The organism is Paracidovorax avenae ATCC 19860, from assembly GCF_000176855.2.
In the GTDB taxonomy this organism is placed as follows: Bacteria; Pseudomonadota; Gammaproteobacteria; order Burkholderiales; family Burkholderiaceae_C; genus Paracidovorax; species Paracidovorax avenae.
Window position 1 is genome coordinate 3839274 of the sequence record NC_015138.1, and the last position, 17088, is coordinate 3856361.

Consider the following 17088-nt stretch of genomic DNA (forward strand, 5'->3'; position numbering starts at 1 on the left):
GGAAAGGTGCTCCGGCCGGACGGCCCCGGCACCCGACCCGATTGTCCGGGCCGCGTGCCGCCTGCCCGCATCGGATGCCAGAGGCAGCGGCTGTCGGCGCCGGCCGACAGAGGGTATCTCCGCCTTCCGGGAATCTCCAGCGCGGCGGCAGGTCATGGCCGCGCGCGCGGCCCCGGGCATGTCACCATCGGTGGCTCCGATGCAACGCCACAGGCTTTTTTTTCCGACCGATGCACCAGCCCTCCGCACACCGCCCCACGCTCCGCGCGGCCCTCCTGGCGCCCGCCCCACAGCGCTCCCACGCACACCAGGCCGCCACCGGCCGCCTTCACCATCCGGGCTGTTGTACCGAAGGAGGCCGGCCATGAGCGCCCCGCAGGCCTGGGCCGCCTGGGCGGGAGCGCATCCGCTGGCCTTCTGGGGCGCGGGCCTGTCGTTCGTACTGGTGGCCACGCTGCTGGCACGGGGTGCCGCGCTGGCGGCCGCGCCGCACTGCGCGCCCTGGGCCGGGCGCTGGTCGGCGCCTCCGCACGCCATGGCCCGTCTCTGGGCGGCGCTGGCCGCCTCCGCGCTGATGGTCTGGGGCTGCGCCGAGTTGCTGGGGTTCCTGGCAAGCGAGTGGTCTGTCCCCACCGCCTGGGCGGCACGGATGGACGAGACACTGGCCGGGACCCTGCGCGCACGGGCGGGCCTGCCCACCCTCACCCTGTTCGCACGCCTGACGCATGCGGGCGACACCCAGGTGCTGGCCGCCCTGGCCGCACTGGTGGGCATCGCGCTCTGGTGGCGCCGCCACCGCCTGCTGGCGGCCTGCTGGGCCGCGGCCCTGGCGGGCAATGGCCTGCTCACCCGCGGGTTCAAGCACGCTTTCGAACGGGTGCGGCCGGAGCACACGCACGGCGTCTCGGCGGCCGAAGGCTACAGCTTCCCGAGCGGGCACAGCAGCAGTTCGATGGTGGCCTACGGCATGCTGGCCTATCTGGCGGTACGCCTGCTGCCGGCGCGCTGGCACCTCCCCGCCCTGCTCGCCGCCGCCGCGGTGGTGTTCACGGTCGGCTGGAGCCGGGTGGTGCTGCAGGTGCATTACGCGAGCGACGTGCTCGCAGGCTGGATCACCGGAGGCACGTGGCTGGCCTGCTGCGTGCTGGTGGCGAACGGCGCGGGCCACTGGCACCGCAGCCGCAGCGCCCCGGCAGCCTGAATCAGTGCGCGGGCGGCCCGGACGCGCGGCGCTCCGCGGCCAGCGATGCAGCGAACACGACCAGGCCGGCGACGGCGAGCAGGGCACCCACCCAGCCGGTGGATGTCCACCCCAGGCCTGCCGTGATGGCCACGCCGCCGAGCCAGGCACCGAGCGCGTTCGCGCAGTTGAAGGCCGAATGGTTGAGTGCGGCGGCGAGGGTCTGCGCATCGCCGGCCACGTCCATCAGCCGGATCTGCAGCGCCGGCCCGATGGCGACGATGGTGCCGATGAGGAAGGTCGCCAGCGCCGCGGTCACCACATGCTGGGCTGCGAACACGAAGGCCCCCAGCACCACCAGCGACCAGACCAGCAGCCCGCCGATGGTGCGCATCAGGGCACGGTCCGCCAGCCGGGCGCCCACGAGGTTGCCGGCCACCATGCCCGCGCCGAAAAGCGCCAGCACGAAGGGCACGCCGCCGACGGGCAGGCCCGCCACTTCGGTGAGCGTGGGCTTGATATAGCTGAAGACCGCGAACATGCCCCCGAAACCGATCGCGCCGATGCCCAGGGTCAGCCAGACCTGCTTGCGCCGCAGCGCGCCGAGCTCGCGCCAGGGGCTCGCGGCCGCGTCGGGCGGCATGTAGGGCACGCCCCGGCGCACCATCGCCATCGCCAGCACCGCGATCATCCCGACGAACACGAAGGCCGCACGCCAGCCGAAATGCTGGCCCAGCGCGGCCGCGATGGGTACGCCCGCGAGCGTGGCCCCCGTCAGGCCCAGCATCACGAGGCCCACCGCGCTCGCGCGCCGGCCCGGCGGTGCGAGCGATGCGGCCACCAGCGCGGCCACCCCGAAATAGGTGCCGTGCGGCAGGCCGGTGACGAAGCGCAGCAGGTTCAGCGACAGGTAGCCCGGTGCCATCGCGGAGGCGAAATTGCCCAGCGCGTAGACGGCCATCAGCGCGATGAGCAGTGCGCGCCGGCCCCAGCGCGCCGCGAGCACGGCCAGCACGGGTGCGCCGATCACCACGCCCAGGGCATAGGCACTGATGACATGCCCGGCCTGCGGGATGGTCACGCCGATGTCCCGCGCCACTTCGGGCAGCAGGCCCATGATGACGAATTCGCCCGTGCCGATGGAAAAGCCGCCCAGGCCCAGCGCCAGCACGGCGCGCAGCAGGGTGCGGTCGTCGCGCGGGCGCGGAGCGGCCGTGGAAAAGGCGGCCGCCGGGGCATCGGCGGCGTCGCGGGGAAGGGAAGGCGTGGTCATGGAAAGGCGGCGTGGGGCGCCGGCCAGGAAGGCCGGCCGGGCGCACAGGGAAATCTTCAGGGTTAACCCGCAGGGCCGGTGGAACATATCACGCCCTGCCGCAGCCTGCAGCCGGCGGGGTTTGCGGCCATGCCGTATGCTGGCCGGCACGCGGCACCCGCTGCACCGGCAGGGCCGTCCCCCCCTTCCTCCTCCCATCTCCGGAAGCTGCCCATGAACGACGCCTTTCCCGACGTGCGCCTGCTGGTCTTCGACATCTTCGGCACCGTGGTGGACTGGCACGGCAGCATCGTGCGCGAGATGCAGGCGCTGCACCCGCAGGTGGACGCCGACGCCTTCGCCCTGGCCTGGCGCGAGGGCTACCAGCCCGCCATGCAGTGAGTGCGCAGCGGCGAACTCGGCTGGACGCGCATCGACGAGCTGCACCGGATGATCCTCGACGGCCTGCTGCCCCGTTTCGGCCTGGAGCACCTGCCCGAGCCAGAGCGCAGGCACCTGAACCGCGCGTGGCACCGGCTCGCGCCCTGGCCCGACAGCGTGGCAGGCCTGCAGCGGCTCAAGCGCCGCCGCACCATCGCCACGCTCTCCAACGGCAACATCGGCCTGCTCACCGACATGGCCAAGCGGGCCGGCCTGCCCTGGGACTGCATCCTGAGCGCCGAGGTGTTCCGCGCCTACAAGCCCGATCCGGCGGTGTACCTGGGCGCCGCCCGCGTCTTCGACCTGGAGCCCGCGCAGGTCATGATGGTGGCCGCGCACCACGAGGACCTGGAGGCCGCGCGCGCCTGCGGCCTGCGGACTGCGTATGTGGAAAGGCCGCACGAATTCGGAGCAGCCCGCGCGAAGGACGTCTCGCCCCGGCCCGGCAACGACCTGCACTGCACCGACCTGGGCGCGCTCGCGGACGTGCTCGCGGGCTCGGACTGAAAGCGCCGTGCGCCGGCCGCTTCAGCGGCAGCTTCAGGCAGGCAGGGCCGCGCGCAGGCCGTCGCCGTACGGCGAGCACAGCCAGCCGAGCGCCGCGGCATGCAGCGCCACGGTGGCCCAGAACACGGTGCGGAAGGACCGCTTGGCGGACTTGTGGCGCAGCACCTGCTGCGCCAGCAGGGCTCCGGGCCAGCCTCCGGCCAGCGCCAGGAGGTGCAAGGTCTTCTCGGAAGTGCGCCAGGCCCCCTGCTCCGCGGCCCGCTTGTCCCGCCAGTACATGAAGTAGGTCCAGGCACTCAGGCCCAGGCAGGCCACCGGAACCCAGCGGGGCATCGTGCCGACGGCCGCCAGTGCCATGCAGAACACGGCATAGGCCGGCAGCACGAGCAGGCTCGCGGTGCCCCATTGCGCGGAGCCGCCATGCGCCCCGTGGCGGCCGCGGGGCCGGGCCGGCCGTGGCGCCATGGCGGGCGCCCGGGCCGCGGACGCGCGCGCCGCGGGCGGCAGGGGCTCGACGCGGCAGGCCCGCTTGCGGCCGCCGGGGCCGGCCTCCACGGCGAAGCGCACCCGCTGGCCGGCCTGGGGCCGGGACGCGCCGCCCTGGAAGGCCTTGATGTGGACGAACACCGGATCACCGCCCTGCAGCGGCTCGATGAAACCGAAACCCCGCGCGTCGTTCCAGGACGCGATCATGCCGTCGAACTGCATGCGCGCCGTCAGCCGGAGGCCACCATGCCCTGCACGAAGCGCCGCACCTGGGCATCGAACTCCGCGCTGGTGGCGGTGAACTCCACCCCGGCCAGCACCTGGGGGCCCGTGGTGTTGAGGGTGACCACGCGCGCATACACGTCCCGCGCCTGGTAGCGTGCGATCGGCAGGTCGAACGCGAGCCGCAGCTCGCCGTGCAGCGGCACCGGCTCGCCCAGTTCCAGCAACGCGCCGTGGTAGCCCATGTCACGCACCGAACAGGGCACCAGGTGGGGGAGCACCGCACCGTCCTGCACGAGCTGGCACGAGCACGGCAGGTTGGCTTCCACCCGCAGGCTGCGGCGGAATTCCTGGCGGGGTACCTTGAGCCGCCGGCCCGGTACTGCCACCAGCTCGCGCAGCGGCAGGGGCTCGGAACGGCCCTTGACGAAGACATGGGTCGGCGCCGATACCGACGCCATCGTCCAGCAGCGCTGGTACACCGCCTCGCTCACCAGCACCTGTCCGCGCAGCGCGAAGGCGCGAAGCTGGGAAGCCTCGGACACGACCGTGCCCAGCAGCACGGGTGCCTGGCGCCCGCCACCGGACGGCGCGAAGTCGCCCACCAGCGCGGAGCCGAAGGCGATGCCCACGCCCACGTACACCGGGGGCAACCGGTCCTGGCGGAAGGCGTCGTTCAGGTCCTTGAGCGCCATCTGCAGCGCCACGGCATACATGGCCGCGCGCTGTACGCCGCCCTCGTCGCCCTTGCCATCGCCCTCCTGCTTGCCTTCTTCCGGCGGGAACAGCACCGCGGCGCCCTCGCCCGTCCAGTGGGCGAGCACGCCGCCATAGGCGGGCAGCAGTCCGCGCAGGCAGCCGATCACGCGCTCCATCCAGTCGCGGGCCTGGGCAGGCGGCATCGACGAGGCCACCTGCGCGAAATCGCGGATGCCGGCCTTGAGCAGCGTGACTTCGCGCTCCTGCAGGAAAGGTGTCCCGGTGACCGCGGACACGGGTGCGCCGGGCGCGGAAGGAGCGTCGGGGCCGGGAGCGGGAGGAACAGGCATAGAGGGCAAGGGCCGTGCGCGGGTCTCGGTGGATCGGTCCGTCGGGATTCGTCGCCGGGTGGCCCCGAGAGCGCAACCGGCATCCGGCAGCATAGGCGGACGGCCGCTCGGCGGTCAAGCCGCGCGGCAGCCCCCTGCCCGTGCCACGGCCGGGCCGGCGTGGCTCCGTCGCTTCGGCGTCACACCCGGCAGGCGCTCCCCGCGCACGCGCAGGCCGCCCGCCCGGCCCGTCAGATCGCGACCAGTTGCCGGATGCCCCGCGCCTGCATCTCGCTGCCGGGCCCGCGCGCGATCACTTCGCCCCGCTCCATCACGAGGTACTCGTCGGCCAGCTCCTCGGCGAAGTCGTAGTACTGCTCGCACAGCAGCACGGACACCGGATGGCCGTCCAGCCCCTCGTCCGCGAGGCGCCGGATCACCCGGCCGATGTCCTTGATGATGCTGGGCTGGATGCCTTCGGTCGGTTCGTCCAGGATCAGCAGCCGCGGGCTGGGCGCGAGCGCCCGCGCGATCGCCAGTTGCTGCTGCTGCCCGCCCGACAGGTCCCCGCCGCGCCGGCCCAGCATCTGCCGCAGCACCGGGAACAGCGTGTAGAGATGCTCCGGCACGGGCGTGGAGCCGCTCTTGTAGGCCAGGCCCATGCGCAGGTTCTCTTCCACCGTCAGCCGGCCGAAGATCTCGCGGCCCTGCGGCACGAAGCCGATGCCGGCGCGGGCGCGCTCGTAGGGCGTGCGGCCCTGGATCGGCTGGCCCTCCCAGGTGATGGTTCCGCTGCGGATGGGCACCAGGCCCATGAGGCTCTTGAGCAGCGTGGTCTTGCCGACACCGTTGCGGCCGAGGAGGACCGTGACCTTGCCGGGGGCGGCGTCGAGGCTCACGTCGCGGAGGATGTGGGAGCCGCCGTAGTACTGGTGGAGGTTGTGGACGGTGAGCATGTTTTAGGTTCTTTTTAAGGGCGGGGGCCGGGTCTCGCCCCGGCGGGCGAGGTACTTTTCTTTGCTTCGCCAAAGAAAAGTACCCAAAAGAAAGGCGACCCTGCTGTCTGCGACCCCGTTCGCCCGCAGGGCGAACGGGGCAACCTGGGGTGCTCGGGGGTGGGGTGTGCCGTGGAACTCGCTGCGCGCACTCCGTGCGCTCCGCTCGGACAACCACGGCAAGTCAGTTCACGATGCGGGCGTGTCCTGCGGCACGCCCGCCACCCCACCCCCTGCGCGCCCCAGGCGCATCCAGAAGGGGTGATACGGGCCTTCGCGTTGCTCGGCCTCCAAGCCATCGCTGCGCTCGGCAAAAGCACATGCGCTCTGCTCCCCAAAATACGTGCGCGGTGCGCAGCACTCGCGCACCCCAGGCCGAGCGAAGCAATGGCCCGTATGCTGCACCCCGCCCTCGTGGCTGCGCCGAGGAGCGCAGGAGGCAAGGCGCGCAGGCGTGCCGAAGGACACGCCTGCCTCGTGATCTGACTGGCTGCGGTTGTCCGAGCGGAGCGCGCCAGCGCGCAGCGAGTTCCGCAGCCGCGCCTTGCCTCCGAGCACCGCAGGCTGCCCCCTTCGCCCCTCCGGGGCGAAGGGGGACGCAGACACCAGGGCTCGCCTTTTCTTTGCCTACTTTCTTTTGGCGAAGCAAAAGAAAGTAGGTGCGCCGCCGGGCGCACATCCCGGCCCCGAAAAACAAACGCCCAGCAACAACGAAAAGCCATCACCGCCCCAAATACACCTCGATCACCCGCTCATCCCCCTGCACCTCGTCCAGCGTCCCCTCCGCCAGCACGGCCCCGTCGCACAGCACCGTCACTTTCTCGGAGATCGCCCGGATGAACGACATATCGTGCTCCACCACCATCAGCGAATGCCGGCCCTTGAGCGAGAGGAACAGCTCCGCCGTGCGCGCCGTCTCTTCGTCGGTCATGCCTGCCACCGGTTCGTCGAGCAGCAGCAGCTTGGGGTCCTGCATGAGCAGCATGCCGATCTCCAGCCACTGTTTCTGCCCATGGCTCAGCTCGGCCGCGCGGCGAGCGGGCTGGTGCGCGAGGTGGATGGTGTGCAGCACCTCGGCGAGCCGGTCCTTCTGCGCCGAGTCGAGGCGGAAGAACATGGAAGACGCGACGCCTTTGTGCGTCTTGAGGGCCAGCTCCAGGTTCTCGAACACCGTGAGCTGCTCGAACACCGTGGGTTTCTGGAACTTGCGGCCGATGCCCAGTTGCGCGATGCCGGGCTCGTTGTGGCGCAGCAGGTCGATGGTGGAGCCGAAGTACACCGTGCCGCGGTCGGGCCGCGTCTTGCCGGTGATGATGTCCATCATCGTCGTCTTGCCCGCGCCGTTGGGGCCGATGATGCAGCGCAGCTCGCCGGGGGCGATGTCGAGGTTCAGGCCGTTGATGGCCTTGAAGCCGTCGAAGGCCACGTGCACGTCTTCCAGATAGAGGATGCGGCCGTGGGTCACGTCCACCTCGCCGGGCACGGCCACGCGCGAGAAGCCCGCGGCGCGGCCGCCGGATTCGGTGCCGTGGCCCGCTGCGGGTGCCGCGGAGCCGGCAGCGCCAGCGCGGCGCGCGCCTTCGTCCATGAGATCGGGGGTCATCGCGCGGCGCCTCCTTCTTCCTTGCGCAGGGCCTTGGCGATGCGGCCGCGCCATCCGCCCGGCGAGCGCAGCAGCCCCGCCACGCCCTGCGGCAGGAACAGCGTGACGGCGATGAACAGCGCGCCCAGGAAATACAGCCAGAACTCCGGCGCCGTCACCGTCAGCCAGCTCTTCGCGCCATTGACGATGAAGGCCCCCGCGATCGGTCCGGCCAGCGTCGCGCGCCCGCCCACGGCCGCCCAGACGGCGATCTCGATGGAGTTGGCGGCGCTCATCTCGCCGGGGTTGATGATGCCCACCTGCGGCACGTAGAGCGCGCCGGCCACGCCGCACATCATGGCGCTGATGGTCCAGATGGCGAGCTTGTAGGGCAGCGGCGAGTAGCCTGAGAACATCACCCGGGTCTCCGCGTCGCGGATCGCCTGCAGCACCCGGCCGAACTTGGAGCCCACCAGCCAGCGGCCCAGGAGGAAGAAGCCGAGCAGCGCCAGCCCCGTGAGCACGAACAGCAGCATGCGCATGTTCTGCGTGGCGATGGGCTGTCCCAGGATGCGCTTGAAGTCGGTGAAGCCGTTGTTGCCGCCGAAGCCCGTCTCGTTGCGGAAGAAGAGCAGCATGGCCGCGTACGTCATGGCCTGCGTGATGATCGAGAAATACACGCCCTTGATGCGCGAGCGGAAGGCGAAGTAGCCGAACACGAACGCCACCAGCCCCGGCACGGCCACGACCAGGACCAGCGTGGCGACGAAGCTGTCCGACAGCGCCCAGTGCCAGGGCAGGTCCTTCCAGTCCAGGAACACCATGAAATCGGGCAGGTCGCTCTTGTAGTTGCCGTCGCGGCCGATCTGGCGCATCAGATACATGCCCATCACGTAGCCGCCCAGCGCGAAAAAGAGCCCGTGGCCCAGGCTCAGGATGCCCGTGTAGCCCCAGATCAGGTCCATGGCCAGCGCACAGATGGCATAGCACATGATCTTGCCCAGCAGCGCCACGGCGTAGTCGGAGAGATGGAAGGCGCTGCCGGCCGGCACGAGCAGGTTCAGCGCCGGCGCCACCGCGCAGACCGCGATCAGCGCCACGATGAAGCCCGTCCACCCACCGCGCGTAAGCAGCGGTGCTGGTGCAGGCAATTGGATGGGTTTTGGAATGGTCATATTTTTCAGCGTTCGGCACAACGAGCGGCCGCAACGACCGCCACGGTCCAGGCCAGCAGCCGCCGCGCAAGGGCCGCCCCGCCGCGCCGGCGGCGTCCCCCCTCCCGCATGGCGCAGCCATGCGAGAGAGGGGGGAAGGAGCGAAGCGACACAGGGGGGCGTCCCATAGTTAGTCCGCAGTGCGGCCCTTGACCGCGAAGATGCCCTGCGGCCGCTTCTGGATGAAGACGATGATGAGCACCAGCACGGCGATCTTGGCCAGCACGGCCCCCGTCCAGCTTTCGAGGAACTTGTTCAGCACGCCCAGGCCCAGCGCCGCGTAGACGGTGCCGGCCAGCTGGCCCACGCCGCCCAGCACCACCACCATGAACGAGTCCACGATGTAGCCCTGCCCCAGGTCCGGCCCCACGTTGCCGACCTGGCTCAGGGCGCAGCCCGCCAGCCCCGCGATGCCGGAGCCCAGCGCGAAGGCATAGGTATCGACGCGCGCGGTGTTCACGCCCATGCACGAGGCGATGGGCCGGTTCTGCGTCACGCCGCGCACGAACAGCCCCAGCCGCGTGCGGCCGATGAGGAAGGCCACGCCGCCCAGCACCGCGAACGCGAACGCCACGATCACCAGGCGGTTCCACGGCAGTTGCAGGTTCTCCAGCACCTGCACGCCACCGCTCATCCAGGCGGGGTTCTCGACGCCCACGTTCTGCGCACCGAAGAGGCTGCGCACCAATTGCTGCAGCACCAGGCTGATGCCCCAGGTGGCCAGCAGGGTCTCCAGTGGCCGGCCGTAGAGGAAGCGGATCACGCCGCGCTCCAGCACCGCACCCATCAGCGCCGACGCGAGGAACGCCACCGGCACGGCCGCGACCAGGTACCAGTCGAATGCGCCGGGCAGGTATTTCTGGAACAGGCCCTGCACCACGTAGGTGGCATAGGCGCCGATCATCATCAGCTCGCCGTGCGCCATGTTGATAACGCCCATCAGCCCGTAGGTGATGGCCAGGCCCAGCGCGACCAGCAGCAGGATCGATCCCAGGCTGAGGCCCGAGAACAACGCGCCCAGGCGCTCGCCCCACTGCAGCCGCGCTTCCACGGCCTTCAGCCCGGAATCGAGGGCCGCGCGCACCTTCGGATCCTGCTCGTTGCGCAACTGCTCCAGCAGCACCGTGCGCGTGGCCGGGTTGCCACTGCCAGCCAGGGCCTGCGCCGCCAGCTGGCGCTGCGCCGGGTCGCTGGCCGAGAGCTGGATGCGCGCGCGGATCGCCTCGAGCCGCGCCTTGAGCCCCGGCTCGCGCTCGGCGGCCAGGGCCTTGTCGATCAGCGGCAGCCGCGCCTCGTCGCTCTCGTCCTTGAGCGCATCGATCGCAGCGCGGCGCTGCGCCACATCCGGCGACATGAGCTGCAGCGAGGCCAGCGCGGTGTCGAACTCTCCGCGCATGCGGTTGTTGTTGACGATGTCCTCCGCGTCGTCCGGCACGCTCACCGGCGCACCGGTGACCGGATCGGCACCCTTGCCGTCCTTCACCACGATGGCCCGGCCGCCCGCGATCTTGACCGCATCGTCGGCCATCGCCCGGATGAAAGCCACCGTGGCCTCATCGGGCGTGGCAACGGCCTGCTGCAGCGCCGCGATCCGCTCGTCGGTATCGCCCGCGGCCATCGCCCGCGCCGCATCCGCCGTGAGCGCTTGCGCCTGCATCGCCGCGCACAGCAGCAGGCAGGCGATCAGGCGATGGAAAAAGGTGGTGGACATGTGAAGGGATGAAATCAACGGACGAAATGGCAAAGCCCGGCAACCTTTGCAAAAGCGCGTGGCGCACGCCATCGCGCGGCCCAGGCCAGCAGACGCCGCGGAACCGGCTCCGCCGGGCCGCTGGCGTCGTCCTCCTGCCCGCCGTGCGCAGCACGGCGAGAGCGGGGGGAAGGCGCGCAGCGCCTCAGGGGGGTGCTCACTTCTTCTCGGGCTCGTCCTTCTTCTTGTCGTTGCCCTCGATATACGGACTCCACGGCTTGGCCTTGACCGGGCCGGGCGTCTTCCACACCACGTTGAACTGGCCGTCGGCCTTGATCTCGCCGATGAACACGCTCTTGTGCAGGTGGTGGTTCTTCTCGTCCATCTTGCTGACGATGCCGCTGGGCGCCTGGAAGGTCTGGCCCGCCATGGCGGCGATCACCTTGTCCACGTCGGTGCTCTTGGCCTTTTCCACGGCCTGCGCCCACATGTGCACGCCGATCCAGGTGGCTTCCATCGGGTCGTTGGTCAGCGGCTTGTCCTTGTGGCCGGGGATGTTGTTCTTCTTCGCGTAGTCGCTCCACTGCTTGATGAAGGCCGTGTTGGTCGGGTTCTTGATCGACATGAAGTAGTTCCATGCCGCCAGGTGGCCGACCAGGGGCTTGGTGTCCACGCCGCGCAGTTCCTCTTCGCCCACGCTGAAGGCGACGACCGGCACGTCCTTGGCCTTGAGGCCCGCGTTGCCCAGCTCTTTGTAGAAGGGCACGTTGGAGTCGCCGTTGATGGTGGAGACCACCGCCGTCTTGCCGCCCTGGCTGAACTTCTTGATGTCGGCCACGATGGTCTGGTAGTCGCTGTGGCCGAAGGGGGTGTACTTCTCGTCGATGTCGGAATCCTTCACGCCCTTGGATTTGAGGTAGGCGCGCAGGATCTTGTTGGTGGTGCGGGGATAGACGTAGTCCGTGCCCAGCAGCACCCAGCGCTTGGCACCGCCGCCGTCCTTGCTCATGAGGTAGTCCACCGCGGGAATGGCCTGCTGGTTGGGCGCGGCGCCGGTATAGAACACGTTCTTGGACAGTTCCTCGCCCTCGTACTGCACCGGGTAGAACAGCAGGCCGTTCATTTCCTCGACCACCGGCAGCACGGACTTGCGGCTCACGCTGGTCCAGCAGCCGAAGATCACCGAGACCTTGTCCTGGCCCAGCAGCTGCTTGGTCTTCTCGGCAAACAGCGGCCAGTTGGAGGCCGGGTCCACCACCACGGGCTCGAGCTTCTTGCCCAGCACGCCGCCCTTGGCGTTGATGTCCTCGATGGCCATCAGCACCGTGTCTTTCAGCACCGTCTCGGAAATGGCCATCGTGCCCGAGAGGCTGTGCAGCACGCCGATCTTGATGGTGTCGGCAGCATGGGCGGGCAGCGCGGAGAGGCCGGCCAGAGCGGCGGCGGCGCACAGCGCCTGGAGGGTGAAGCGACGTTGCATGGTGTGGGCTCCGGAAAGGAAGGGGAAGGAGGAGGTCATCGGGAAATCGCTGGAACCGATTCTGCGGAGCCCGCCCCGTCCGTGAAATACGCCAACGGGCGTATGCCCTTCCCGCCTGCACCGTCGTGCGCCGCCACATGGCGGCGGTGTGCGCACGCCCCGTGCCGGCACGGCATGTGGGTATTCCCTCCGGTGTTTCCCACATGTTGGAATCAACGATGTGGTTTCCCACAATGTCCTGCGCGCGACACGGCCTTACAGTGCGTCACCCGCACGACGGCAGCCTGTGGACAGGCGCCCGGTGCCCGCTCTTTTTAGTTGACGCAAGAGGCCTGCATGACCGCACACGCCCGCATTCCCGCCAGAAAACTCCCCCTCTACCGCTCGCTTTACGTGCAGGTGCTGTTCGCCGTCGTCGTGGGCGTGCTGCTCGGGCACTTCTACCCCGAGATCGGCGAGAAGATGAAGCCCCTGGGCGATGGCTTCATCAAGCTCATCAAGATGATCATCGCGCCCATCATCTTCTGCACCGTGGTGGTCGGCATCGCGGGGATGGAAGACATGAAGAAGGTGGGCCGCACCGGCGGCCTCGCCCTGCTCTACTTCGAGATCGTGAGCAGCATCGCGCTGGTCATCGGCCTGATCGTCGTCAACGTGCTCCAGCCCGGCGCGGGCATGAACGTCGATGCCTCGGCCATCGACACCAAGTCCATCGCCGCCTACACGGCGCCCGGCAAGATGGGCACCACCACCGACTTCCTGATGAACATCATCCCCACCACCGTGGTGGATGCGTTCGCCAAGGGCGAGATCCTGCAGGTGCTGCTCATCGCCGTGATGTTCGGCTTCGCGCTGCACCGCTTCGGCGGCCGCGGCACGCTGGTGTTCGACTTCATCGAGAAGACCTCGCACGTGCTGTTCACCATCGTGGGCTACATCATGAAGGTGGCCCCGATCGGCGCGTTCGGCGCCATGTCCTTCACCATCGGCAAGTACGGCGTGGGCTCGCTGCTGTCGCTGGGCAAGCTGATGGGCTCGTTCTACCTGACCTGCCTGCTGTTCGTCTTCGTCGTGCTGGGCCTGATCGCGCGCTTCCATGGCTTCTCGATCTGGAAGTTCGTGAAGTACATCAAGGAAGAACTCCTCATCGTGCTGGGCACCTCCTCCAGCGAATCGGTGCTGCCGCGCATGATGGAGAAGATGGAAAACCTGGGCGCCAAGAAGACCACCGTGGGCCTCGTGATCCCCACCGGCTACTCCTTCAACCTGGACGGCACCTCCATTTACCTGACCATGGCCGCCGTGTTCATCGCCCAGGCCACGAACACGCCGCTGGACATCACGCACCAGATCACCCTGCTGCTGGTGCTGCTGCTCACCTCCAAGGGCGCGGCCGGCATCACCGGCAGCGGCTTCATCGTGCTGGCGGCCACCCTCTCGGCCGTGGGCCATGTGCCGGTGGCCGGCCTCGCGCTGATCCTGGGCATCGACCGCTTCATGTCCGAGGCACGCGCGCTCACCAACCTCGTAGGCAACGGCGTGGCCACCATCGTCGTGGCCAAGTGGACGGGCGACCTCGACACCGAGCAGCTCAGGCAGCGCCTGGACAACCCGGACTGGGTGGCCGCGCAGGAGCCGGAAGCCATCCTGGACCACAAGACGGAGCACATGGACGTGTCGGGCACGCGCTGAGCGCGCGTTTCCTGCACCACGCACCGAGGCCGGCACATGCCGGCCTTTTTCTTTGCCGGGCAGGAGTGCTTCTTGCCAGGGGCCGACAAACCGCTTCGCAGGCTGGCTCGATGCTTCGTCCGTGAGAGACACCGCGCTGCCGCTTTTCCGACAGTCGATGCATTCAGACTATTGGAAGAAAAAAACCATGCCCCGTATCTCACTCCATTGCGGATTGTTCAAGTCCTGCCTGCCCTCAGGGGAACGTGACACCCCTGCACCCGCCGCCGGCGGATCCCCGCCAGCTCCCGGTTCCAGCAGCAAATGCCTGGATGCCGCACGTTTCATCGGAATGCCTGCATCACGCCGCCGCAGGGAGGGAGTCGGTCCACAGGATGCGCCGCCGCCACGAAGCGCCGTTGCCGGCCCCTCCAACCACTCCGGACCGATCGGCAGGGGGCGGACCGCCTTGCTGCTGCGCCAGCCCGTTGCCGACACCGACCTGCGGCTCGCCTATGACACGGAGCCCCCGCAGCCGCCCGGGACCATGGCGTTTTTCCGGCATTCGGGCCAGGCAGCGGAGTTGCCGCCCGGCTTCGACACCCGCGGGCTGGAATCGCTCCAGCTCTCGGGAAGCGAACGCATCACCTCGGCAGAGCAAGTGCGCGCCATCCGCCAAGCCTACGGCGATGGCCCCGTGGTCGTGGTGGACCTGCGCCAGGAATCGCACGCGGTGGCCGATGGCCATTCGCTGACATGGCGCGGCACCAATGACTGGGGCAATGTGGGATTGGACACGGCTGCGACCATGGCGCGGGAAGCAGGACAGCTCGAGGAACTGCGCAGGCAGGGCAACGCAGTAGCGGTTCACGCAGAATACGTGAAAGGGAAGATGGACGATCCGGCCCCGCGGCACCTGGCCACCACGCTCGCCTGTTCGGAACAGGAAATCGTGGAAACGGCGGGCGCCGAGTATCGCCGCATCGCCGTCACGGACCACATGCGCCCGTCTCGCGCGGAAGTGGACCAGTTCATCGAGCTGGTACGGGACCTGCCCGAAGGCACGGGCCTGCATGTGCACTGCAACGGCGGCCGCGGAAGGACCACCACCTTCATGGTGCTCTACGACATGCTGCGCAATGCGCGGGAGGTCGGTGCCGACGCCATCATGGCCCGCCAGTCGAAACTGGGCATGGATTACAACCTGGCCGACCCCGGAACGGCCAAGAAAAGAAAGCAACTCTTCCACGCGGACAGGCTCGCCTTCCTCCATGAGTTCCACGCCTATGCGCGCGAAAACCCGGGAGGCCTGCCGCGGACATGGTCGCAATGGCGCAGCACCGACGCGGCGCAACCCACCTGAGCGGCCGGCGGCCCGCAGGCAGTCAACCGGCCTGCGGGCACGCCACGAACGCGGGCAGCCGCTCGGCCGCCACGGCGAACGCCGCCAGTGACGGATGCGATGCATCCGCCACCCGGCCGGGCAGCACCAGGCCGGTGAACCCCCAGGCCACCGCCGCGGCGATGCCGCCATGGGTCAGGCCCGCCGTGTCCGGCTCGCTGCCCGCGCGGCCGATGGCCTCCTCCAGTTGCGCATAGGCGGCATCCAGCTGCAGGCCCACGCGCTCCAGCCAGGGCGCGTGCTGCTTGTCCTCGGGGCGCAGCCGCTGCTCATAGACGATCTGCACCGTCTTCTCGCACGCGGCGAGCGCGAGGCCGGCGATGCGCAGGTCCTGCAGGCGGGCCGCGGGGTCCTCCGGCACGAGGCGGGCGGCGGCCTCGGGCGCGCAGGCATCGATCCACTGCAGGATCAGCGTCGAATCCATCAGCACCGTGCCGTCGTCCGCAACCAGCGTGGGCGCCTTCACCACCGGGTTGACCGCGCGGAACGCGTCGAAGGTGCTGAACACGGACAGGGGCCGGTGCTCGAACGGCACGCCCAGGTGGCGCAGGGTCACGGCGACGCGGCGCACGTAGGGCGAGTCGAGCATTCCGAAGAGTTGCATGGAGATCCTTCCTGGAAATGGTGCCGCCGGACGGCGGCGGTGCATGGAACCAGCCCTACGATAGGCGGGCGCGCCATGGGCGCACAGGGGCGGGCATCGGATAAAGCCCCCGCCCACCGATGAACCATCGGCCGCGGCGCCCTGCCCGGCCCCGACATTCCATGCGAATCGACAAGAAGGACTGGCTGATCCTGCAGGCCCTGCAGACCGACGCGCGGCAGAGCCTGGCCGCGCTGGGCAAGCGCATCGGCCTGTCGCAGCCCGCGATGAGCGAGCGCGTGCGCAAGCTGGAGGACGCCGGCATCATCGAAGGCTATGGCGCCCGGGTCCACCTGGGCCGCATCGGCGTGGGCCTCACGGCCATCATCCGCATCGAGACCACGCACCGCGGCATCGCGCCCTACCTGGAATTGTTCGAGAGCATGCCCGAGGTGCTGGAGGCCGACCGGGTGACCGGGCAGGACTGCTTCATCGTGCGCTGCGCCATCGCGGAGCCGGCCGACCTGCAGCGCGTGGTGGATGCGCTGGCGGTGCATGGCTCGGTCACCACATCGCTGGTGCTCTCCAGCCCGGTGCGCAAGCACGCCACCGTGCAGGCAGTGCGGCCACCCGCGCGGTGAGGAAATCCCGCCCCCGGGCACAACGAAAAAAGCCGCCGTCCGCGCAGGTGCGGAAGGCGGCGGCTGCGCCGGCCCGCAGGCCGGTGCGGTGCGTCGCGGCAGGAATTACTGCTTGACGGCCTCGACCTGGGCCACGATGCGCACGTTCTTGGGGAAGCCGTACTGCACGCCGTAGTCCAGGCCGAACAGGGTACGGTCGATGGTGGTCTCGAAGTCGCCGCCGCACACTTCGCGCTTGAGCATCGGGCTCTGGTAGCAGGCGAACTGGTTGGCCTTGAAGGTCGCGGGATGGGTCTGGCCCTTGAGGGTCAGGTTGCCGGCCACGGACACCAGCTTGTCGCCGTCGAAGGTGAACTTGTCGCCCACGAAGCGTGCCGTGGGGTACTTGGCCGCGTCGAAGATGTCGGGGCTCTGCAGGTGCTTGTCGAAGGGCGGCGTGCCGGTGTTGATCGAGTTGATCTGGAAGGTGATGTCCACCTTGCCGGTCTTGGCGGCCTTGTCCAGCTCGATCGTGCCTTCCTTCTTGTCGAAGCGGCCGCGGTTCACGCTGGCGCCGAAGTGGCTGATCTCGAACGTGGCGAAGGTGTGCGTCGGCTCCACCGTGTACGTGGCGGTCTCGGCCTGGGCGGCACCGGCAACGAGGGCGGCCGCGGCGGCCAGGGCGAACAGGGATTTGCGCATGTCGGGATCTCCGGTTGAAAGAAAGGAAAAAGA

General features: G+C 69.3%; 14 protein-coding genes and 1 pseudogene. 5 read left to right on the forward strand and 10 right to left on the reverse strand.

What is annotated here, in order from left to right; all coding sequences use genetic code 11:
* Window positions 1-364 precede the first annotated feature (364 nt).
* On the forward strand, window positions 365-1201 hold the full coding sequence (locus tag ACAV_RS16720; RefSeq protein ID WP_013595762.1) for a phosphatase PAP2 family protein: 837 nt from the start codon (window positions 365-367) through the stop codon (window positions 1199-1201).
* A gap of 1 nt (window position 1202) precedes the next feature.
* Here ACAV_RS16720 and ACAV_RS16725 read toward each other — a convergent pair whose 3' ends face one another.
* Entirely contained in the window at window positions 1203-2453 is a 1251-nt protein-coding gene (locus ACAV_RS16725; protein WP_041828804.1) for an MFS transporter, read from the reverse strand.
* Window positions 2454-2666: 213 nt separating this feature from the next.
* Between ACAV_RS16725 and ACAV_RS16730 the strand changes: the two are divergent.
* Window positions 2667-3380 (forward strand): annotated as a pseudogene (locus ACAV_RS16730) (haloacid dehalogenase type II).
* Window positions 3381-3413: 33 nt separating this feature from the next.
* On the opposite strand, the gene ACAV_RS16735 reads toward ACAV_RS16730, so the two are convergent.
* The 7 genes from ACAV_RS16735 to urtA form a co-directional block, all read right to left on the reverse strand.
* Window positions 3414-4088, reverse strand: a complete 675-nt coding sequence (locus ACAV_RS16735) for a DUF1294 domain-containing protein (RefSeq protein WP_013595764.1) — start codon at window positions 4086-4088, stop codon at window positions 3414-3416.
* An 8-nt stretch (window positions 4089-4096) separates the two neighbouring features.
* On the reverse strand, window positions 4097-5137 hold the full coding sequence (locus tag ACAV_RS16740; RefSeq protein ID WP_013595765.1) for a PilZ domain-containing protein: 1041 nt from the start codon (window positions 5135-5137) through the stop codon (window positions 4097-4099).
* Between the two features lie 230 nt (window positions 5138-5367).
* Window positions 5368-6072, reverse strand: a complete 705-nt coding sequence (gene urtE / locus ACAV_RS16745) for an urea ABC transporter ATP-binding subunit UrtE (RefSeq protein WP_013595766.1) — start codon at window positions 6070-6072, stop codon at window positions 5368-5370.
* A 760-nt stretch (window positions 6073-6832) separates the two neighbouring features.
* Window positions 6833-7714: an urea ABC transporter ATP-binding protein UrtD gene (urtD, locus tag ACAV_RS16750; protein WP_013595768.1), complete on the reverse strand. Its 882-nt coding sequence runs from the start codon at window positions 7712-7714 to the stop codon at window positions 6833-6835.
* Window positions 7711-8868, reverse strand: a complete 1158-nt coding sequence (gene urtC, locus ACAV_RS16755) for an urea ABC transporter permease subunit UrtC (protein WP_013595769.1) — start codon at window positions 8866-8868, stop codon at window positions 7711-7713. Before urtC ends, urtD begins: the two co-directional genes overlap by 4 nt.
* Window positions 8869-9037: 169 nt before the next feature.
* Complete coding sequence (gene urtB / locus ACAV_RS16760) at window positions 9038-10618, reverse strand: urea ABC transporter permease subunit UrtB (protein ID WP_013595770.1); 1581 nt, start codon at window positions 10616-10618, stop codon at window positions 9038-9040.
* Between the two features lie 196 nt (window positions 10619-10814).
* Window positions 10815-12077: an urea ABC transporter substrate-binding protein gene (gene urtA, locus ACAV_RS16765; protein WP_013595771.1), complete on the reverse strand. Its 1263-nt coding sequence runs from the start codon at window positions 12075-12077 to the stop codon at window positions 10815-10817.
* Window positions 12078-12413: 336 nt separating this feature from the next.
* On the opposite strand from urtA, the gene ACAV_RS16770 reads away from it, so the two are divergent.
* Together ACAV_RS16770 and ACAV_RS16775 are read left to right on the forward strand one after the other, a co-directional pair.
* A complete protein-coding gene (locus tag ACAV_RS16770; protein ID WP_013595772.1) occupies window positions 12414-13769 on the forward strand; it encodes a dicarboxylate/amino acid:cation symporter in 1356 nt (451 codons plus the stop codon).
* A gap of 157 nt (window positions 13770-13926) precedes the next feature.
* On the forward strand, window positions 13927-15111 hold the full coding sequence (locus ACAV_RS16775; protein WP_244875482.1) for a phosphatase domain-containing putative toxin: 1185 nt from the start codon (window positions 13927-13929) through the stop codon (window positions 15109-15111).
* Between the two features lie 22 nt (window positions 15112-15133).
* Here the strand turns inward: ACAV_RS16775 and ACAV_RS16780 are convergent, their stop codons facing one another.
* The gene (locus ACAV_RS16780; protein WP_013595774.1) at window positions 15134-15754 is read right to left on the reverse strand and encodes a glutathione S-transferase; all 621 of its coding nucleotides are present in this window, start codon (window positions 15752-15754) and stop codon (window positions 15134-15136) included.
* A gap of 161 nt (window positions 15755-15915) precedes the next feature.
* On the opposite strand from ACAV_RS16780, the gene ACAV_RS16785 reads away from it, so the two are divergent.
* Window positions 15916-16374 (forward strand): Lrp/AsnC family transcriptional regulator, encoded by a 459-nt coding sequence (locus ACAV_RS16785; protein ID WP_013595775.1) that lies wholly within the window; start codon window positions 15916-15918, stop codon window positions 16372-16374.
* Window positions 16375-16479: 105 nt separating this feature from the next.
* Here ACAV_RS16785 and ACAV_RS16790 read toward each other — a convergent pair whose 3' ends face one another.
* A complete protein-coding gene (locus ACAV_RS16790; RefSeq protein WP_013595776.1) occupies window positions 16480-17055 on the reverse strand; it encodes a YceI family protein in 576 nt (191 codons plus the stop codon).
* Window positions 17056-17088: the final 33 nt, after the last annotated feature.